The 19318-nt window shown below is 66.0% G+C and carries 17 protein-coding genes and 1 pseudogene; 10 read left to right on the top strand and 8 right to left on the bottom strand.

Annotated elements, in window-relative coordinates; translation table 11 throughout:
• Positions 1 to 2: 2 nt before the first annotated feature.
• From OVY01_RS19270 to OVY01_RS19250, 5 genes are all read right to left on the bottom strand, one after another.
• On the bottom strand, positions 3 to 1268 hold the full coding sequence (locus OVY01_RS19270) for an HlyD family secretion protein (RefSeq protein WP_349293538.1): 1266 nt from the start codon (positions 1266 to 1268) through the stop codon (positions 3 to 5).
• Positions 1269 to 1312: 44 nt separating this feature from the next.
• Positions 1313 to 1819 (bottom strand): toxin-activating lysine-acyltransferase, encoded by a 507-nt coding sequence (locus tag OVY01_RS19265; protein ID WP_267849190.1) that lies wholly within the window; start codon positions 1817 to 1819, stop codon positions 1313 to 1315.
• Positions 1820 to 1821: 2 nt separating this feature from the next.
• Positions 1822 to 3525: a hypothetical protein gene (locus tag OVY01_RS19260; protein WP_267849189.1), complete on the bottom strand. Its 1704-nt coding sequence runs from the start codon at positions 3523 to 3525 to the stop codon at positions 1822 to 1824.
• 127 nt (positions 3526 to 3652) lie between these two features.
• Positions 3653 to 4723, bottom strand: coding sequence for a methyltransferase (locus OVY01_RS19255; RefSeq protein WP_267849188.1), 1071 nt, complete (start codon positions 4721 to 4723; stop codon positions 3653 to 3655).
• 13 nt (positions 4724 to 4736) lie between these two features.
• A complete protein-coding gene (locus OVY01_RS19250) occupies positions 4737 to 5420 on the bottom strand; it encodes a hypothetical protein (protein ID WP_267849187.1) in 684 nt (227 codons plus the stop codon).
• 39 nt (positions 5421 to 5459) lie between these two features.
• Between OVY01_RS19250 and OVY01_RS23355 the strand changes: the two are divergent.
• Positions 5460 to 5588 (top strand): annotated as a pseudogene (locus tag OVY01_RS23355) (helix-turn-helix domain-containing protein); the annotation flags it as partial.
• 99 nt (positions 5589 to 5687) lie between these two features.
• On the top strand, positions 5688 to 6341 hold the full coding sequence (locus OVY01_RS19245; RefSeq protein ID WP_432422290.1) for an NAD(P)/FAD-dependent oxidoreductase: 654 nt from the start codon (positions 5688 to 5690) through the stop codon (positions 6339 to 6341).
• Positions 6342 to 6363: 22 nt separating this feature from the next.
• Here the strand turns inward: OVY01_RS19245 and OVY01_RS19240 are convergent, their stop codons facing one another.
• Both OVY01_RS19240 and OVY01_RS19235 read right to left on the bottom strand, forming a co-directional pair.
• Entirely contained in the window at positions 6364 to 6813 is a 450-nt protein-coding gene (locus OVY01_RS19240; protein ID WP_267849186.1) for a GNAT family N-acetyltransferase, read from the bottom strand.
• Between the two features lie 297 nt (positions 6814 to 7110).
• Complete coding sequence (locus tag OVY01_RS19235; protein ID WP_267849185.1) at positions 7111 to 7662, bottom strand: antimicrobial peptide resistance and lipid A acylation PagP; 552 nt, start codon at positions 7660 to 7662, stop codon at positions 7111 to 7113.
• A gap of 310 nt (positions 7663 to 7972) precedes the next feature.
• Between OVY01_RS19235 and OVY01_RS19230 the strand changes: the two genes are divergently transcribed.
• From OVY01_RS19230 to OVY01_RS19215, 4 genes are read left to right on the top strand one after another with little or no spacing between them, the layout of a single operon-like run.
• Entirely contained in the window at positions 7973 to 9070 is a 1098-nt protein-coding gene (locus OVY01_RS19230) for a FecCD family ABC transporter permease (protein WP_267849183.1), read from the top strand.
• Complete coding sequence (locus OVY01_RS19225) at positions 9067 to 9855, top strand: ABC transporter ATP-binding protein (RefSeq protein ID WP_267849182.1); 789 nt, start codon at positions 9067 to 9069, stop codon at positions 9853 to 9855. Before OVY01_RS19230 ends, OVY01_RS19225 begins: the two co-directional genes overlap by 4 nt.
• 60 nt (positions 9856 to 9915) lie before the next feature.
• Positions 9916 to 12177, top strand: coding sequence for a TonB-dependent receptor (locus OVY01_RS19220; RefSeq protein WP_267849181.1), 2262 nt, complete (start codon positions 9916 to 9918; stop codon positions 12175 to 12177).
• Positions 12178 to 12188: 11 nt separating this feature from the next.
• The gene (locus OVY01_RS19215) at positions 12189 to 13208 is read left to right on the top strand and encodes an ABC transporter substrate-binding protein (RefSeq protein ID WP_267849180.1); all 1020 of its coding nucleotides are present in this window, start codon (positions 12189 to 12191) and stop codon (positions 13206 to 13208) included.
• Positions 13209 to 13225: 17 nt separating this feature from the next.
• On the opposite strand, the gene OVY01_RS19210 is transcribed toward OVY01_RS19215, so the two are convergent.
• A complete protein-coding gene (locus tag OVY01_RS19210; protein ID WP_267849179.1) occupies positions 13226 to 14377 on the bottom strand; it encodes a Gfo/Idh/MocA family protein in 1152 nt (383 codons plus the stop codon).
• A 128-nt stretch (positions 14378 to 14505) separates the two neighbouring features.
• Between OVY01_RS19210 and OVY01_RS19205 the strand changes: the two genes are divergently transcribed.
• The 4 genes from OVY01_RS19205 (at position 14506) to tcuB (ending at position 19282) form a co-directional block, all read left to right on the top strand.
• Entirely contained in the window at positions 14506 to 15417 is a 912-nt protein-coding gene (locus OVY01_RS19205; protein ID WP_267849178.1) for a YihY/virulence factor BrkB family protein, read from the top strand.
• Positions 15418 to 15456: 39 nt separating this feature from the next.
• Positions 15457 to 16548, top strand: a complete 1092-nt coding sequence (locus OVY01_RS19200; RefSeq protein ID WP_267849177.1) for a LysR family transcriptional regulator — start codon at positions 15457 to 15459, stop codon at positions 16546 to 16548.
• A 72-nt stretch (positions 16549 to 16620) separates the two neighbouring features.
• A complete protein-coding gene (gene tcuA / locus OVY01_RS19195; protein WP_267849176.1) occupies positions 16621 to 18045 on the top strand; it encodes an FAD-dependent tricarballylate dehydrogenase TcuA in 1425 nt (474 codons plus the stop codon).
• Entirely contained in the window at positions 18032 to 19282 is a 1251-nt protein-coding gene (gene tcuB / locus OVY01_RS19190; RefSeq protein WP_267849174.1) for a tricarballylate utilization protein TcuB, read from the top strand. Before tcuA ends, tcuB begins: the two co-directional genes overlap by 14 nt.
• The last annotated feature ends 36 nt before the right edge of the window (positions 19283 to 19318 follow it).

Genomic DNA, 19318 nt, shown 5'->3' with positions numbered 1-19318 from the left:
GATCAAAGTTTGCCTGTGAGGCTGTAGAGGGAGTCAAGCACCCATTCATAGAGGCGCCGCCGGTCCTGCTGGATATCGGCCTGCAGGCTCATGCCGGCCTGCAGCGGCTGGGGTCGACCGTAAGCATTCACGGTTTGGGCATCGAGCGCGGCGGTAACGCGATAGAACATCTTGTCGCCGGGCAGGTTCGCGGCCACCATGCCGCTGGACGACAATTCGGCGAGCGGCAGCGCCGTACGCGTCACCGATACGACGTGCGCGCGGTACTGGCCGAATTTTACGTAGGGATACGCCTGGTAGCGAATCCGGACCGGATCGCCAACCCGCACGAAGCCGATGGCCGTGCTCGGCACGAATAGGAACGCTTGCCATCCGGCGCTGTCAGGCACGATGCTCGCGACCGGATGCGTGACGTCGACCATCTGCCCGGGCTCGGCGATCGCCGCGGTGGCCACCCCGCTCTCGGGCGCAGTCACGACGAGTTCGCGCTTGGCCTCAGTCTCGATTAAGGTCTGGTCGACGTCGATCACGCCTCGGGCGATCCTAGCGAGATCGTTCTGCTGGCGCAGCGTGAGCCCTGAGAGCTGGCTCTCGATCTCTTTCAACGATTGCGCTACGCCAGACCGGTCGCGCCGCAAGTCAAGCAGCTTCGATTGCTGGTCTAGCAAGTCGGCTTGGCGCTGCTGGAACTGGTCGGTCGAGATGTAGTCTTTGGCGAGCAGGCTCTGGTAGCGCACCACCCCATCGGCGGCCAGCGCCACTCGTTGCCGCTGCGCGGCGAGCCGGTCGTCGAGCCGCGCCAGCTCTGTATTTAGGCTGTCGCGCCGGGCCTGCTGAGTGCCGCGCTCATCGCGCTGCAGCACTCGCGTTTTGTCGATCTCCTGCAGCAACGACTGCTTGCGCTGACGCGCCTGTTCGATCAGCGCGGCCTGCGTGTGGCCGTCGGCGGCGCTCTGCAGTTCAAGCGAAATCCGGTACAGCGCCATGCCGCGCGTCACGTGCTGCCCCTCGGTGACGGACTTGTTCAACACCACGCCCGACTGCGGCACGTAGACCTTGACGAGGCCGGTACTTGGCGAGACGACGCCGTCGGCCCGGATCCGGCGTGTGTAGCTGCCCAGCACGAATAGCAGTACGACGAGCAAAGCCATGCCGAGCGCGCCGCAGGTGAACAGGGTGAACGAGACCGGACGCACCAGCATGATCCCGCCGATCATCGGCGTATACTGACCCTCGCGGGCTTTCTCGCGGAAACCGGATGGTGGCATGGTTTACGAAAGGCCGGGATTCGGGAAAAGGCGTAGCGGCAGCATCATTCGGCAGCCTCCCGCTCACGCCCGATCAGCTCAAGGAAGCCGGCCTTTGAAATTGCCGAGGTGCGCCGGCTCTTGACGTCGAAGCGATAGACATGATCGCTGAGTTCAGACGACCAGAAGATCGAACCTTCATCGGCGAACCGCTCGCAGTAGAAATCCTCGATGCCGACGTTGAGCAGGTCGGACACCAGGCACATGTCCATGATCCAGACATAGCGCCCCTCGTTCCACTCGGACCAGTGCGGAAAATAATCCGTGTACAGGAGCCTGCCGATCACCTCTTCGCTCAGATAGGCCCAGGCGACATAGCCGAGCGGCAGGCCATCGCAAAAAAATATCTCGGTCTGCCCATGGGCAACGGCGTTTTCGGTCCAGCCTCTCAGGAACGCGAGCGTGCGCGCCGACAGGGCAGGGTGGCGCGCCAAGATGTTGGCGATGCAACCGAGTTGCTCGAATTTACGGCGGTCCGCCTCTTGGCGAAAAGGGTTTGTTTGAGCTGCCATCGTCATTGGAAGATAAGGTGGGCGTCGTGTCGTTCGTAGAAGTCGATCATCGCGCGCCACGCCGGCCGGCCCTCGGCACCCGGCTTCCAGCACGCGCGTTCGACGGTTTCGCGCCGCCCGCGGTCATGCACCACGAAACAGTCTCCGCGCATGTCATAGTCGATCGCCACGCCGGCCGCGCGCCAGCATCCGAGCGTCATACCCGGATCAAAGCCGACCCGGAACGTGCCGATCTCGACGAGAAGGTTGGCATGGCTCGTAATCCGCGCCTGCATCGCTGCGACGTCGCCCGGATCGATTTCGATGAGGCTTGACAGGCCTCCTCGCAGCTCGTCAAAGCCGAGCCCAGCCTTCTCGGTCAAGTATTTCACCGCGTTGATAGCAACCGCGGCTTCGAGCGCTCGCGGGCCGATGCCGAGATCGGACGCGCCGCAGCGCACTTCCACCATCACCTCGTCGAGGCAACGTTCGTAGTCGGTGGTCACACCCTGTTCGTGCGCCGCTGCGTGACGGTCCCGCGCTAGCGCGACGAACGCGGACAGCGGCAGGAAGCTAAAGCCGGCGCCGTGCATCGATTCCGGGTCTGCCATGCGCCGACGATTGGCAGCCGCGTTCGCGAAATCCAACTTGAGCCTCTGCGCGTAACATCGAGCCCATTCGCGCACCGCGCGCGTGTAGCCGATCCGCTGAGCGACGATCATCGGCACGCCGATCGTGCAAAGGAAATATTGCGCGCCGGCTTCGTCGAGCGCGGTAAAGAAGGTCTTGCGCAGCGACGCCAGCGCATCGGTCAGGAATGCATCGGAACGCCGTCGGTATTTCGCGTAATGGAACATCATTGAACCCAGGATTTCCCAAATGATGAATTCGTGATCCCAGAGCCTAGACCACGCGCTGCCGATGGTGTCGGCGGCGAACGCTTGCTGTGGATGCAGCGAGGCGATCGATGTCAGGTCAAGCCAGCGTCCGTCCATCGAAAGGTTCGACGACGAGATGCTGTGCAGAAGAAAATTCGCTCTCGCGAAAGCCAGCTGATGCGCCTGACGCCGCGCGAACTCACCGAGACCGGCAAGTATCTCGAACTCGGACGGCGGTGCGTCGAGCGCGAACAGGTGCTGGAGGATCGGCTCGATGCCGCGCTGCATCCGGACGACCCGATGCACGTCGGCATCGCGGTCAGCGGCGACGCTCACCTCTTTGCGCCGGAAATACGCCGCGCGTTCGAAATGCGCGGGCCGCACGCAGACCTCGCGCACCAACAGCGCGCGCCCGAACGTATTGGTGCCGCCGATCGGCCTCGGCGACGCGATCGCGATCACGGCCTGGCAATCGACGACGCCGAACGGCAGCTTGTCCCGTAGTATCCGACTCCAAATCATCTCATAGAGCGCAAACGACATCGGCAGGATGCCGTCGCTATGCGGGCTGCCGGGCGCACCGCCCACGAGCGGATTACTGCCGACGCCTTTTATCTGAAACCGCTTACCGTCGAACCCGCAGCGTCCGCCGCCGCCATTGACACTGACGCCGGCGCCACCGTAGCGCTCGGCAAACAGCGTGCGGGCGACCTCGCCGCAGCCATCGTCGGCGTAGCGATCGGTTGAGTAAGAAAATGCATTTAGCAGGTCGCTTTCCGACATTGCCAGGCGTTCGCTCGCATAGACGACCTCACCATCCGGACGCCGGTACACCTCGAAGGGAACCAAACACGGCGCAATGAATTCTGATATCTCATGCATGGGTAGAGCATTGCCTCCGCGAATCCTGTGCCTTACATTACGCAGCTCGGGCGGGCCATCGAACCAACGGGCGCCGCCCGTTGTGCACGCGAATTTAGACGTACCAGAGCGAGCCCGAACTGACCGACTTGTTGAACAGGTCTGTCACCTTCACCTGCCCCGAGCCGTGGCGCACCGACAGGGAGTGGGTGACTAGCGCGTTCATGTTGGTCTCGGACAGCATGCGAGCATAGGAATCGGACAGGTTCGATTCGGAGTTGTCGCCCATCGCCGAGGCGGAATACACGAGCCCCTTGAAGTACTCCGATTCTCGGTCCAACGCCTTTTGGACGATGACCGTTAGGTCGCAGTCCATTTTTTCGGTCTTCGCCCAGGCACCAAGCCGTTCGAGGATCATCGGTTCCACGCCGTCGCTGAGCGTCGTGCCGATGATCTGCGCTAACCCTTTCCGGCTCAAGAATCGTGGCAGGCCTTCCAGCACGCGCCATGCCACGGACCAACCGTCGATGCCACCGTGGCCGACGAACGGATACAACTCGTCATCGGGAAACGGCAGCAGCGGCGGATTGCAGACGACGTGGTCGAACACAGCATCGGGCGGTAGCGCGTCGTACAGATCACCGACGCGGATCTCCCAGTTGTCGATGCCGTTGATGTCACAGTTCAGTTCAGCGATGGCAGCGGCGTAGGGATTGATCTCGATGGACACGACGCGCGAAGCGATCGCAGACGATATCAACGACTGCACGCCGGGGCCGGCGCACAGATCCAGTGTCGCTCCGCCGCGCACGGGGCGCAGCCGGCTGACCAAGCCGAACGAATCGTCGCCGTAGTACACCTTAGGGTTGACGTTCGGCGTTTCGAAGAAGAGCCAGTAGCCCATCACCATGTACAGCGACAGGCCATTTGAATACAAACAATCGTGCTTGCGGATCAATACGTTCTTCTGGATGAGCGGCTCGAGGATTTCCATCTCGCCCGGCTCGAACTCAGCCGTAGCCACCTTGGTGCCTGTCAGCAGTAGGCTATAGAAACGACGCAGGCGCTTGTCGGTGAGGTTCTTGTCCACTCCGCGCCAGACCTCCAGGCGAGGTGCGCCGGGAAAGAATGAACCGCACAGGTCGGCATAGCCGACCGCATCCAGAAACGCTTTGAGATTGTTCATGGTCAGGACCTTGCTACAGGATCAAAGAGATTTCCGGGAGGTACTTCTTAATAATCTCCCTGGATTGAGCGTTATGCACCACGTCTTCGCAAATTTCGCATACCGAAGCGTATCGATCCTTAAAAATCCGCTCCTCACCGAGGTATGAGCGCACGAAATGCATTAGAAAATATGGCCCCAGTTTGTTGATCGCTCGAACCACGACGCTGCGGTTGGCTTGGTCGAGCAACACGCCGATGTCGGTGTCTCTGACATCGCCGAAATCTAGGAACTCGTTTCCATGCGCTTCAGTACCGCAACAGGCGACGAGATGGCTGCCAGCCGACAGTGCCGCGCTCTTCACTGCCCACGGACATGGCTGGTTTAGTTGCTCCTGCTCAGGGAACAAAAGCGCGTCGTCGGGGATGTCAGCGCCGCGCCCGAGTCGCTGTAGGCGGGAATTGGACAGAAGGTAGCGGGTGCCATCCGCGGAGGACTCGACTATCGAATTTGGCAGCCCTTGATCGTCCCAGAACGCCGGCAGTTCCTCCTGCAGGTGCCCACGGATGAATTCGGTGGTGATGCGGGATTCGGGGCCGAAGCAGTTGGCAATCACGACGCTCTCGAAGCCCTTGTTCTTGCTCGCGCGCCAAGCGTTGACGACGCGGCTGAAATCAATGTCGGGGTCGTGATAATCATCGACACTGCTTAGACTCAACCATCAAGTGCAACACCCATATTGATATAGGGTGTTGGGATGGAAAAAAGATATTTTCATCTGAGCGCGGAAGAGCGCGCGGCAATCATGATCGAAAGCGGTAAAAACGCGAGCATCCGGTCGATAGCGAGGCTGCTGGGACGCAACGCGTCTAGCATCAGCCGAGAACTCGCGCGTAACCGGACTGAGACGCGCAGGTGTTATGACGCCACTGCCGCTGCAAAGGCGTATCGCGCACGGCGTGAACGAAGCCGAAGGCCACGCAAATTGACCGCTGGTAGTGCGCNCGGCCGCGCGGTCTACAGCTTCTGCATGTGTCCGGGCGGTACGGTGGTGGCGGCGGCATCGGAACCGGGCCGGGTCGTGACGAACGGGATGAGCCAGTATTCGCGCAACGAGCGCAATGCGAACGCGGGCATCGTGGTGGGCATCACGCCGGAGGACTTTCCCGGCGGCCCGCTCGCCGGCATCGCGTTCCAGCGGCGTTGGGAAGAACGGGCGTTCGAACTGGGCGGCGGGGATTACCGGGCGCCGGCGCAGAAGGTCGGCGATTTCATCGCGGGGCGCGCGTCGACGTCACTGGGCGCGGTCGAACCGTCCTACAAGCCGGGGGTGAACCTGACCGACCTGAGCACCGCCCTGCCGGACTACGTGATCGAGGCGATCCGCGAGGCGCTGCCGCAGATCGACCGCAAGCTGCCCGGCTTCGCGATGCACGATGCGATGCTCACGGGGGTGGAGACGCGCACGTCGTCGCCGATCCGGGTGAAACGCCAGGACAATTACCAGAGCATGAACGTGCGGGGCCTGTTCCCGGCCGGCGAAGGCGCAGGCTACGCGGGCGGCATCTATTCCGCCGCGATCGATGGTATCAAGGTGGCCGAGGCGCTCGCGCTGGATCTGGCGGGCGGGCGAGCCTGACGCGCGGCGCGCGGCGTCGCGTTCAGCACAGCGCGATATCGTACCGGACGTGGCCGGTATTGCGCGCGACGGCGTCGTACAGGCTGCGGGCGGCCTGGTTGTCCTCGCCCGTGATCCAGTAGATGCGAAACCAGCCTTGCTCGCGTCCGATGCGCGTCACCTCGGCGATCAGCGCCCGTCCCACGCCCCGGCCGCGGCTCGCCTGATCGACATAGAGATCCGCGAGATAGCACATCGCCTTGCTGCTGAACGTGTCCTCATGGCAAACATAATTGCAGATGCCCAGCGCGCGCCCGTCTTCGTCCAGCGCGATGAGCGCGCGCAGCGGCGTTCCTTCGGTAAAGATACGCTCCCAGGCGCGCTCGGTCACCTCAGAGGTCAACGGTACGTCGTGGAAAATGCAGTAAAGCTTGAACATTTCCAGCCAGGAGGGGTGATCGGCTTCCTTCACGTAACGAATTTCCAGCGCCATGCCTGACTCCCGTAAGCGTGCCATAGCGAGATGCTTTGCATGACTTAAGGTAGCGCGGGATGCATGCGGCCGGGGGCATGCTGGATGTGGCAAATACGCTGTTCGCCGCTATCGGACGAAGCCGGCGGCGCTTTCGACGCAGCGCTGATCGCGGACGTGTCACTGCCGCCATAGCGCCAGCCAGTGGCGGTGGTCGGATGCGCCCACGGTACGGATTTCCAGCGCCATCGCTTTCTCCAGTCATGCCGGACAATCGCCGCTCATGTCCCGCCGTGCACGCCCTCGCGCCGCCGGACATCAGAACTCGTACCGCCCCCACACGAACAGCAGGTTGCCGTCGTTCGCGCTGCCCAGCCGCGGAATGAAGGTGCCCATGATCGATGCCTTCTTGTAACGAATCGAACCGACCGGCAGCGCGAGCGGAAACGGAACGTAGTGCGCGACGTCGTTGCGTGCGGTCACACCCACCAGATAACCGCCGCCGAGCGAGAAATCGGCGACCGGCGGGGTGTACCACTGTTTCGAATACCCCAGCAGCGGTTCGGGATCCCGGTGCGAGTCGAGGAACAGGAAAGCGAACAGGATATCCTCGTTGCCCTTCGCATCCACCCAGTGCTTGCCGAAACCGCCGCCCCACGAGCGGGAATTGAGCTCGTCGCGCCGGCCGTCGTAACCGTTGATGTGCCAGCCATAGCCGGTCAGGAAGATATCCCACTTGCCGTCTTCGGCGACCCGCTTCAACGGCAGACACGCCTTGTGCAGGAAGTTGTCCTCGGGGCCGCAATCGATCAGCGGCGTGGTGGGGTCGGCGCGCGCGCCGCCGCTTGCGAGCAGCAGACCGACAACCACGGGAAGCAGTGAACGGCGCCAACGCGGGGAGCGGCGTGGAAAAGCATCTGTCATAAAGGAGTGCGGCGGCCGCCGCGCAATGCGCCACGGTTCGCAAAATCGTCGGAGGTTGGGTGTATGCCTATCTTAGCGTATGTCGGCGCTTTCCTGCCTTTACGAGATATGACAGCGGCGCACGGATCCGCGACCATTCGTCGCTCTCGAGATTTCGTTATATACGGTAATATATAACGAATGCGCCGGTAATACAGTCCACGACATCCCACGTCGTTCCATCGAGCGCGCCCGCGCGCCCCTGTTCCGCTTCCCTATGTCGACCTCCTCCCGCCAGCCACCTGGCGATGCCGTCACGCGCCAGGCCCGCCCGACGCTTTCCTGGCCGCGTGCGCACCGGGCGCCGCATGCGCTGCCGGCCGCCCTGCTCCTGCTCGTGTTCTGCGCGCTCGCGGGACTGTGCGCGGGGCGCTATCCGGTCGGTCCCGTGGACGTGGCGCGCACGCTGGCCGCGGCGGCGAGTGCGGCGCTGCATCCAGCGCCCGATACCGCCCACCAGGCGTTGCTGCGCGCGATCGTCGTCGACGCGCGGCTGCCGCGTCTGGTGGCGGCGGCGCTCGTCGGCGCGGCGCTCTCGGTGGCCGGTGCGAGCTATCAGGCGGTGTTCCGCAACCCGCTGGTCTCGCCCGGGCTGCTGGGTGTGCTGAGCGGCTCGGCGTTCGGGGCGGCGCTGGGCATCGTCGTGGGGGCGCAGGGCGCCTGGATCCAGGGGTTCGCGTTCGGCGCGGGCGTGCTGTCGGTGCTGGTCGGGCTGGCCGTGGCGGGTCTGATCCGGGGTGGGGGCGTGCTGATGCTGGTGCTGGGCGGATTGATCAGCAATGCGCTGTTCACCTCGCTGCTGTCGCTCGTCAAATACGTGGCCGACCCGCTGAACCAGTTGCCGGCGATCGTCTACTGGATGCTGGGCAGCCTCGCGCAGACCGGCTGGCCGGACCTCGCGCGGCTCGCGCCGCCGCTGCTCGTCGGCATCCTGCTGCTGTGCGCGTGCGCCCGGGTGCTCGACGCGCTGACCCTCAGCGACGATGAAGCGCTCAGCCTCGGCGTGCCGGTCACCGCGATCCGCTTCGGCGTCATCGCGGTGGCGACGCTGGTGTCGGCGCTGACGGTATCGCTCGCCGGCATGATCGGCTGGGTGGGCCTGCTCGTGCCGCATATCGCGCGCGCCATCGTCGGCGCATCCAATACGCGTTTGCTGCCGCTGAGCGCGCTGCTCGGCGCGGCGGGACTGATGCTCGCCGACACCGCCGCGCGCAGTCTCGCACCCGGCGAGATCCCGCTGGGCATCATCACCGAACTCATCGGCGCGCTCGCTTTCATCGTCGTGCTGCGGCGCCTGCGCCACGCGCAGCCATGAGGGCGCCCCGTCCCGCCATCACGCTCGCGTGTCGCGCACTGGTCTACCGGCGGGCCCACGCGCGCGTCCTCGATGCGATCGATCTGGACTTCGCCGCCGGCGAGAACGTGTCGCTGCTCGGCGTCAACGGCGCAGGCAAGAGCACGCTGCTGCGGCTGCTTCTGGGCCTGCTCGCGCCCGACGCCGGCCAGGTGCTGCTCGACGGCCGGCCATTGGGCGCCTGGCGCCGCCGCGATATCGCCCGGCGGCTCGCCTACGTACCGCAGTCGCACGTCGCGGCCTTTCCCTACACCGTGCTGCAGGCGGTCACGCTCGGGCGCGTGCCGCACGCGGGCCTCGGCCAGCCGCTGGCGCGGGAAGACCGCGACGCGATCAACGCCGCGCTCGAGCGGCTCGCCATCGCGCATCTCGCAGACCGCGACTACACGCGTTTGTCGGGCGGGGAGCGGCAACGCGTGCTGCTCGCCCGGGCGCTTGCGCAGCAGGCGGCGATGCTGGTGATGGACGAGCCGCTGAGCGGACTCGATTTCGGTCACCAATTGCGGATGCTGACGCTGTTCGCCGAACTCGCGGCGGAGGGCTACACGATTCTGCACACGTCCCATCGGCCCGACGATGCGTTTCATGGGTCGACCCGGGCGATCCTGCTGGACCGCGGGCGCGTGATCGCCGATGGCGCACCGCACGCCGTCGTCGACGCGCGCGCGATGAGCGCCTTGTACGACATTCCCGTCGCCCAGGCGGATGTCGACCGCTACCGTTTCTTTCTTCACGATGCGTCGTGATTCTTACCTGATGGTCGCTGCCGTTCCCTTATGAAAACATTCCCTTCCCGCCGTCGCGCCATGCGCTTCGCCTTCACCACCGTCTCGCTGTTCGGGCCGGTGGCCGCGCCGGTCTGGGCACAGACGGCGGACCGCGCCGCCACGCCGGATACGGTACCGGCGCCGGGCACCGCCGCCCCGGCGCCGTCGGCCACGGCGGGCGCCTCGCCCGCTGCTGCCGCGTCCGCCACGTCCGCCACGTCCGCCACGTCCGCATCTGCCGCATCTGCCGCCGACGGCACCGCCGTCACGGCCCTGCCGACCGTCACGGTCACCGCGCAGGCGCCATCGCGCGGTACGCTGCGCACTGACACCGCCACCGTCGGTCCGCTCGGCGCGCTCGACCGGCTCGACACGCCGTACACGATCAACGTCGTGCCGCAGCGTCTGATCCAAGACCAGCAATTGAAGAGCATCGCCGACGCGCTGCGTTACCTGCCGTCGGTGCAGGGCGACGGCACGCGTCCGCAGACCCGGGGCATCCAGGGCAGCGTCGTGCAGAACAGCCGCCTCGACGGCCTGAACGCGGTGTCGACGACCGATTACCCGCTCGAACAGTTCGACCGCATCGAGGTGATGAACGGCCTCGCGGGCGCCCTGTATGGGCCGGCGAACCCCGCCGGCACCTTCAACTACATCCAGAAGCGCCCGACCGACGAGCGCCTGACGCGCTTTACCTTCGGCTTCACCTCGCAGACCCGCTTCCTGCGCGAGGCGGATCTGTCCGACCGCGTGGGACCGTCCAGGGCAATCGGCTACCGGCTGACGCTGCTCGACGAAACCGGCACGGGCTACGCGGACCACAGCACGATCCGCCGGCAGCTCGGCAGCCTCGCGCTCGATTTCCATCTGTCGCCGGACACGGTCGTCGAAACCAATTTCAGCCATTACCATTACGTGGCGAAAGGGCTGTCGACCACTTTTGCGCTCGGCAGCGGCGTGCACTACCCGGCGGCGCTCGACCCGACGAGTTCGGCGTATGGGTCGTCCGACGGCGGCGCCAACAACACGACCGAGACCGGCTCGATCCGCATCCGCCACGACTTCTCGCCGAACTGGCATGTGAGCGCGGCCATCCTGCGCCAGATCGCGGACCGCGAATCGACGACGCCGACCGACACGCTGACGAACAATGCCGGCCGCTACACGTCGACGATCGCCACCGCCACCGCGAGCCGTTTCACGATCACCAGCAATCTGGTCACGCTCAACGGCACCGTCGATACCGGGCCGTTGCGGCATGCGATCACCCTCGGCACGAGCGGCTTCACCTGGAACAACTACAATCCGGTCGCGGGCGCCACGACGACGCTGGGCACCGCCAGCCTGGCGAATCCCCAGGCCTTCGCGCTCACCGGCGTGCCGGATTTCACGCATCGCTACCAGTCCGCGCAAAGCGCGCAACAGTCGCTGATCGCCGGCGACGACATCACCTTCTCGCCGCAATGGTCGGCGCTGCTGGTGGGGAGCCAGAGCTGGCTGTCGACGCACAACTACAACACCAAGAGCGTGCAGACGAGCGAGTCGGCGAATCAGGGGCTGTCGGGCGCGGCCAGTCTGATCTTCAAGCCGCGCAGGAACATGAGCGTCTACGTGACCTACGCGGACAGTCTGCAACAGGGCGACACCGCGCCCACGGGCTCGACCAATGTCGGCAACATCCTCGACCCGTACCGCAGCAAGCAGTGGGAAGTGGGGTACAAGGTCGCGGTCGCCGGCGTCAATGCCTCGCTCGCGGCGTTCCGCATCACGCGACCCTATGCCTATACGCAGGCCGACGGCGTCTATGCGGTCGCGGGCGAACAGCGCAACCGCGGCATCGAACTGATGCTCGACGGCGAGGCGACGCGCGACCTGTCGCTGTTCGGCGGCGTGACCTGGCTCGACCCGCGCCTGTACAACACGGCGACCACCGCGACCGCGGGCAAGCGCATCGTCGGGCTGCCGGTGTTCGCGATGAATTTCCTCGCCGAATACAAGGTACCGCAGGTGCCGGGGCTGTTCACGACCTTCAACACCCACTTCGTCGGCGCACGGCCGACCGACAATACCAATACCTATTCGGTCAGTTCCTATACGACCTTCGATCTCGGCGCGGGGTACCTCACCAGCATGTTCAATCGCGCGGTAACCTTCCGGCTCGCGCTCGACAATCTGACCAACCGCCGCTACTGGACGAATATCGTACCGGGCGCCCTGACCGGCTATACCGGCGCCGGCAACGCGACCGCGCAGCTGGGGGCGCCGCGCACCGTGCAGGCGTCGGTGCAGTTCGAACTGTGAGGGAGATCGCCATGTTGCACGGCTTCGTGAGCAGGACCCGGGCGGCCGGGGGGGCGGTGCGACAGGTTGGCGGGCGGGCGCTGCTCGTACTTTTCGCGCTGTCCGCGCTGCCGGCGGGCGCGGCGCCACCCAAGGAGCGGATCGCCGATGCCTGGTACGCGCACAACGCCGTGCTGATGATGCTCGGCGCGGCCGACCGCGTGGTGGCGACCGTCGCGCGGCCCGACGCGTTGCCCTGGATGTTCCGCGTGGCGCCGGGGCTCGCCCGCGCGCGGCATATCGACGGCGCGACGATGAACGCCGAAACCCTGCTGCGCGCGCGGGCCGATGTGGTGTTCGTGACGCCTGCCGACCCTTCCGCGGCCGCCTTGCGGCGTGCCGGACTCGACGTGGTGCCGGTCGGCTTCACGGATTTCGCGTCGATGCTGCAATGCATCGATCTGAGCGCGGCCACGCTCGACACGCCGCTTGCGTCGCAGCGCGCGCAGGCGTATCGCGCGTATCTCGACGCGGCGGTCGTCCGGCAGGACGCGCTTGCCGCCCGCACGCCGATCGCACGGCGGCCGCGCGTGCTGCACATCGCCTCGGTCGAACCGCTGAAGATCGACGGTTCGGAAACGATCGTCGATCAGTGGATCCGCACGGCCGGCGGGCGCAACGCCGCCACGGGACTGAAGGGCAATCTCCAGCCGGTATCGATCGAGCAGGTGGTTGCATGGGCACCGGACGTCATCATCCTGGCGGCGAACGCGGGACGGCTGGAAACCTCCCGGCAGGCGGCGCTGTGGAACAGCCTCGACGCGGTGCGCCGGCATCGGGTGTATCGCAATCCGGCCGGGGTGTTCCCATGGGACCGCTACGGCCCGGAACTGGCGCTGCAATTGCCCTGGGCAGCCGGCATCATCTCCGGCGCACCGGTTCCGGAAGCCGATATGGTGCGCCGCACCCGCGACTTCTATGCGCGCTTCTTCGCGTATGCGCTGTCGCCCGCCGATGCGCGGCGCATGCTGGCGGGCTTGCCGCCGGCCTAGCGGGTGTGATGCATCGGCTAGTTCTTCGGCGTCTTGTCCACGCCCTTGCCGGGGCTCGACGTGTTGACCAGTTCCGGCGATTTCTGCGCGGCAAGCGTCATCTCCTGCCGGTCGACATCGATGCGCCGTGTGCGCTCGAACGGTTCGAGCTTGCAGGAGCCACCGCTCTCCAGCGCCCGCACGATGCCTTCGAGCACACGCACGTCGGCATATCCTTCCTCGCCATCCGGCTCCGGCGGCGTGTCGTTCAGGATGCAATCCGAAAAATATTTGAGTTCGCCGCCGAAATGGTCGGTGTTCTTGAAGGACTTGCTGCTTTCTTCCTGACCGATGGTGGTCACCTGTTCGAGCGGCTTGCCGTACATATAGCCTGGCTGCATGTGGATGCTGCCCTTGTTGCCGACGACGAAGTAGGAATCGAGCGTATTGCCGTAGTACGAAACCACGAACTGCGCGAGACGCTCGCCGGGAAACCGCAGCGTGACCGCGATCGTGTCGTCGAAGTCGCCCAGGCCCGCGTCCGGATGGCGCACGCCGACGGCCGACACCACTTCGGTCGGCTCCGCGCCGAACACATAGCGCGCGGCATTGACCGGATAGGGACCCATGTCGAACAGCGGGCCGCCCGCGATGCCGTTTTTCGCGCGGTGATTCTCGGGATCGACCATCTGCGTGAAGGTCGACGAGAACAGGATCAGATCGCCCAGGTCGCCGTCGCGGATTGCCCGGATGGTCGACAGCGTCGCCGGTTCGAAATGCAGCCGGTACGCGACCATCAGTTTCGCCGTCGAGGCCTTGGCCGCGTCCAGGATGTCCCGGCACTTCGCGGTGCTCACTTCCAGCGGTTTCTCGGTCAGGACGTGGATGCCGGCCGCAAGCGCCGGAATCGCGAACTCGGCGTGGCGCCAGTTCGGCGTCGCCAGATAGATCGCGTCGACCTTGCCGGAGGCGAGCATCTCGCCAAACTGCTCGTAGGAATAGGTGTCGGTGACCTTGTATTGCGCGCCGACCTTGCGGGCTTTTTCGGGATCCGAGGTCACGAAGGCGGTGACTTCGGAATTGCCCGTGTGGGCGAAACCCGGCAGCATCGCTTCCTGCGAGATGTCGCCCAGTGCGACCACGGCATACCGGACCTTCTTGCCCATGCCCAGTGCTGAAAGAATTCCCATGATGGCCTCGTGATGTCTGATGGTGGATGTCGCTGCCCGACCGATCGTGCATGTCAACAGGATCCGATACCGAGCAAACGCCATTCCCGCCGCGGGCGTGTTCTAATGACGCGGACGCGGAGTCCCCCATGCCATCCTCATTCAGCGAAAACCTGCACGCCGTCGCCCGGCACCCGCTGGCGTTCACGATCGGCGCCATCAAGGCGTTCCGCGCGAGCCAGGGCCTGCTGCTCGCCGGCGCCGTCGCGTACTACGCGCTGCTGTCGATCGTCCCGCTGATGATCCTGATCGTCATCGCGCTGTCGCACGTCGTCGACCGGCATGAGCTGTTCGACACGCTCGACCGGCTGCTCGAATGGCTGACGCCCGGGCAGGCGCACGCCATCGTCAAGGAGCTGAACACCTTCGTCACGCACCGCGCGGCGCTGGGCTGGTTCCTGGGCCTGACGATGATCTTCTTCAGTTCGCTGGCGTTCACGGTGCTGGAGAACGCGATGTCGGTGATCTTCGTGCATCGGGTGGTCAGCCGCCGCCGGCACTTCCTGGTGTCGGCGATCCTGCCCTATCTGTGCAGCCTGTTCCTGTGCGTCGGCGTGCTGGTGGTCACCTTCGTCTCCAGCGGTCTGGAAGCGGTGGGCGCGAACGGCGTCGAACTGTTCGGGTACCATGTGTCGCTGACGGACCTGTCGCGCGTGCTGCTCTATTTGTTCGGCCTGGCCGGCGAGGTCTTTCTGCTGACCGCCATCTATCTGGTGATGCCGGCGCGGCGGCCGTCGCTGCGCAACGCGCTGCTGGGCGCGGTCACCGCCGCCCTGCTCTGGGAGATCACGCGCCATGTGCTGGTCTGGTATTTCGCGACGCTTTCGCAGGTCAGCGTCGTCTACGGCTCGCTGACCACGTCGATCGTCGTGCTGTTCAGTCTCGAAGCGCTGGCGACCCTGATGCTGTTCGGCGCGCAGCTGATCGCCGAGTTCGAACGCATCGGCACCCGCGAGGCCAGCATCCCGGGCGGTTCGCCGGCCGGCGGCGTGGGTCCCTGACACCCCGCGCGGAATATTCCTCAACCACGGAGCCGGTCCATGGAACTGCGACAACTCCGGTATTTCGTGCGGGTGGTGGAACGCGGCAGCATGGGCCGGGCGGCGGTCGATCTCGACATCGTCACTTCCGCGCTCAGCCAGCAGATCGCCAAGCTCGAGCGCGAACTGTCGATCCGCCTGCTGCACCGCACGTCCACCGGCGTCGCGCCGACCGATGCCGGCGTGGCCTTCTGGCGCCAGGCGCAACTCGCCCTGCGCAATATCGACGCCGCGGTGCAGGGCGCACAGCAGGCGCGGCTCGCGGGCCACGTCAGCGTCGGGCTCGCGCCCAGCACCGCCGGTATCCTGGGGCTGCCCTTCATGCAGGCGATGCGCGCGCGCTATCCCGATATCCGGCTGCATATGGTCGAAGCGCTGTCCGGCAATCTCGCGACGATGCTCACCGCGCGGCAGCTCGATCTGGCGGTGTTGTTTCGCGTCGAACCGGCGCATCGCGGGCCGGCCATCCACCTCCTCGACGAATCGCTGTTCCTGATGGCGGCCGCTGCACTGCCCGGCGTGCCGCGCAAGGGCCCGGTACGGCTCGCGCACCTCGCCAGGCTGCCGCTGATCATGCCCAGCGGCTCGCATGGCCTGCGCGCGCTGCTGGACCAGGCCTTCGCCCGCACACGGCACGAACCGATGATCGTCGCGGAGATCGACGGGCTGGCGATGCTGATGGACGCGGTGCGCGGCGGCCTGGGCGCGACGATCCAGCCCGGCGCGGCCCTGTCGCGCCATGCGACCGAGGCGCCGACGGCGCCGCATGAGGACGGGACGCCGAATGCACTGCATAAGGACGGGGCGCTAAGGGCGTTGCATAAGGATGGGGCGCTAAGGGCGTTGCGCGTCACCGACGCGCATGCGCGGCGCCCCAATCTGCTGTGCAGCCTGCCCGAGGCGGAACTGTCGCCCGCGGGACTCGCCGCACGCGTCGTGCTCGGCGAGGTGGCCCGCGCGCTGGTCCGGGAAGGACGCTGGCGCGGCGCGCGGCTGCCAGCCGCCGATGGCGTTTCCGCCGAGGCGCGCGCCGCGCCGGCCGCGCATTCGCCCGGACACCTGGCCGGCACCCCCCGCATTCACAAATCGTGAAGGGCCGTTGCGCGCGCCCTGCTGGCGCAGGCCGGCGTTCGACGCTAGAGTCGCTGGCTCGGAGGAGACATCATGATCGACGTTCTGGTAATCGGTGGCGGCAACGCCGCCTTGTGCGCGGCGCTGATGGCGCGGGAGGCGGGCGCCTCGGTGATGCTGGTCGAAGCCGCGCCGCGGGAATGGCGCGGCGGCAATTCGCAGCACACCCGCAACCTGCGCTGCATGCACGACGCACCCCAGGATGTGCTGATCGATGCCTACCCGGAAGAAGAATACTGGCAGGACCTGCTGAAGGTCACCGGCGGCATGACCGACGAGACGCTGGCGCGCCTGGCGATCCGCGCGTCGGCGACCTGCCGCGACTGGATGCGCCACCACGGCGTGCATTTCCAGCCGCCGCTGTCGGGCGCGCTGCATGTGGCGCGCACCAATGCCTTTTTCATGGGCGGCGGCAAGGCGCTGATCAATGCGTACTTCCGCAGCGCGGAAGCACTGGGCGTGCATATCCGCTATGACGCGCCCGTGGACGCGCTCGAACTCGACGGCGATCGCTTCGTCGCCGCGCGCATCGGCGCGGAGCGCATCGAGGCGCGCAGCTGCGTGCTCGCCGCCGGCGGCTTCGAATCGAACCGCGCCTGGCTGCGCGAGGCCTGGGGCGAAGTCAACGGCGAATGGCCGGCCGACAATTTCCTGATTCGCGGCACCCGTTTCAACATGGGCGTGCTGCTGCGCTTCATGATGGACGCGGGCGCCGACATGATCGGCGACCCGTCGCAGTCGCACTGCGTGGCGATCGATGCGCGCTCGCCGCTCTACGACGGCGGCATCTGCACCCGCGTCGACTGCGTGTCGCTGGGCGTCGTGCTGAACCGCGACGCCCGGCGCTTCTATGATGAAGGCGAGGATTTCTGGCCCAAGCGCTATGCGATCTGGGGCCGCCTCGTCGCGCAGCAGCCGGGGCAGATCGGCTATTCGATCATCGATGCGAAAGCGGTCGGCCGCTTCATGCCGCCGGTGTTCCCCGGCGAGAAAGCGGACACCCTCCCGGAACTGGCGCGCGCGCTCAGGCTCGACGAGGCGGCCTTCGTCCGGACCATCGACGAATACAACGCCGCATGCCGGGTGGGCCGCTTCAACCACGCGGAACTCGACGACTGCCATACCGAGGGACTGACGCCGCCGAAGACCCACTGGGCGACGCCGCTCGACACGCCGCCCTTCTATGCGTACGCGCTGCGCCCCGGTATCACCTTCACCTACCTCGGGCTGAAGGTCGACGAACGCGCCACCGTGCATTTCGGCGGCCGGCCCAGCCCGAATCTGTTCGTCGCCGGCGAGATGATGGCCGGCAATGTGCTGGGCAAGGGCTATACGGCCGGCGTCGGCATGGCGATCGGCACCGCGTTCGGCCGCATCGCCGGCACGCAGGCGGCCGCCGCCGCGCGCGGCGAGCGTCCCCTTACTTCCATCGACGGAGAACGATATGCTGCAGCTTGAGGCGTTGACGCGCGAAGCCGCCGACCTGGGGAGTAACCGGATCGCGGCGCGCGCGGCCGAGGCGGAAGTGGCGCGCGTCATGCAGATCTGCAACGCGTGCCGCTATTGCGAGGGTTTCTGCGCGGTGTTCCCGGCGATGACGCACCGCCTCGCTTTCGCCAAGAACGACATCCATTTCCTGGCGAACCTCTGCCACAACTGCGGCTCCTGCCTGCAGGCGTGCCAGTACGCGCCGCCGCACGAATTCGCGGTCAACGTGCCGCGCGCGATGTCGCAGGTACGCCTCGAAACCTATACCGAATACGCATGGCCGCCGGCGCTGGGCGTGCTGTACAAGCACAACGGCGCGACGCTGGCCGTCGCGCTGGCCGCCGCGCTCGCGGTGTTTCTCGCGTTGGCGATGGCCCTCAAGGGCACGCTGTTCACCGGTCCGCTGGCAGGACATTTCTACGCGGTGTTCCCGCACAATCTGCTGGCGGGACTGTTCGGCGTGGTATTCCTGTTCGCGATGCTGGCCCTGGGCATCGGCGTGCGGCGCTTCTGGCGCCGCGAACTGGTGGCGCCGACGGCCGCCATGGGGGCGGGTGTCGCGGCCAGCGCCGGCGCGCGCGCGGGCCCCGCCGTCGCGGCCCAACCGGCGGCCCCCGGTGCGCCAGTCTCCGCCGCCGCACTGGCCGAAGCCACGCACGACGCGCTGAGCCTGCGTTATCTCGGCGGCGGCCATGGCGAAGGGTGCAACAACGCCGACGATGCGTTCTCGCTCGCGCGGCGGCGTTTTCATCACCTGACCTTCTACGGCTTCATGCTGTGTTTCGCCTCCACCTGCGTGGCAACGCTGTATCACTATCTGTTTGCCTGGGAAGCGCCCTACGCGCTGACCAGCGCGCCGGTGATCCTCGGCACGGTCGGCGGCCTCGGCCTGCTGGCGGGGCCGCTGGGCCTGCTGTGGCTCAACCTCACGCGGCAGCCATTGCAGGGCGACGCCCGGCAGAAACCGATGGACCGGGGCTTCATCCTGCTGCTGTTGCTCGTCAGCGTCACCGGCCTGGTGCTGCTCGCCGCGCGCGATACCGGCGCGATGAGTCTGCTGCTCGCGGTGCACCTGGGCGCGGTGATGGCACTGTTCCTGACACTGCCCTACGGCAAGTTCGCGCACGGCATCTACCGCAGCGCCGCCCTGTTGAAATGGAACGTCGAAAAGCGCAACCCGCCAAGACTGAATATCGGCGGAGAATAAGTCGCGCTAGAATGACGTCATGATAAAAATAGGGAT

The sequence above is a fragment of the Robbsia betulipollinis genome (genome assembly GCF_026624755.1).
Lineage (GTDB): Bacteria > Pseudomonadota > Gammaproteobacteria > Burkholderiales > Burkholderiaceae > Robbsia > Robbsia betulipollinis.
This window is presented reverse-complemented; position numbering and strand designations above follow the sequence as displayed.

What these genes read in the sequence shown, in the direction of transcription:
- OVY01_RS19270 (WP_349293538.1), bottom strand. Translation starts at nt 1,268, where the DNA reads ATGCCACCATCCGGTTTCCGCGAGAAAGCCCGCGAGGGTCAGTATACG.
- OVY01_RS19265 (WP_267849190.1), bottom strand. Translation starts at nt 1,819, where the DNA reads ATGGCAGCTCAAACAAACCCTTTTCGCCAAGAGGCGGACCGCCGTAAA.
- OVY01_RS19255 (WP_267849188.1), bottom strand. Translation starts at nt 4,723, where the DNA reads ATGAACAATCTCAAAGCGTTTCTGGATGCGGTCGGCTATGCCGACCTG.
- OVY01_RS19240 (WP_267849186.1), bottom strand. Translation starts at nt 6,813, where the DNA reads ATGGCGCTGGAAATTCGTTACGTGAAGGAAGCCGATCACCCCTCCTGG.
- OVY01_RS19230 (WP_267849183.1), top strand. Translation starts at nt 7,973, where the DNA reads ATGTCGACCTCCTCCCGCCAGCCACCTGGCGATGCCGTCACGCGCCAG.
- OVY01_RS19225 (WP_267849182.1), top strand. Translation starts at nt 9,067, where the DNA reads ATGAGGGCGCCCCGTCCCGCCATCACGCTCGCGTGTCGCGCACTGGTC.
- OVY01_RS19220 (WP_267849181.1), top strand. Translation starts at nt 9,916, where the DNA reads ATGCGCTTCGCCTTCACCACCGTCTCGCTGTTCGGGCCGGTGGCCGCG.
- OVY01_RS19215 (WP_267849180.1), top strand. Translation starts at nt 12,189, where the DNA reads ATGTTGCACGGCTTCGTGAGCAGGACCCGGGCGGCCGGGGGGGCGGTG.
- OVY01_RS19210 (WP_267849179.1), bottom strand. Translation starts at nt 14,377, where the DNA reads ATGGGAATTCTTTCAGCACTGGGCATGGGCAAGAAGGTCCGGTATGCC.
- OVY01_RS19205 (WP_267849178.1), top strand. Translation starts at nt 14,506, where the DNA reads ATGCCATCCTCATTCAGCGAAAACCTGCACGCCGTCGCCCGGCACCCG.
- OVY01_RS19200 (WP_267849177.1), top strand. Translation starts at nt 15,457, where the DNA reads ATGGAACTGCGACAACTCCGGTATTTCGTGCGGGTGGTGGAACGCGGC.
- tcuA (WP_267849176.1), top strand. Translation starts at nt 16,621, where the DNA reads ATGATCGACGTTCTGGTAATCGGTGGCGGCAACGCCGCCTTGTGCGCG.
- tcuB (WP_267849174.1), top strand. Translation starts at nt 18,032, where the DNA reads ATGCTGCAGCTTGAGGCGTTGACGCGCGAAGCCGCCGACCTGGGGAGT.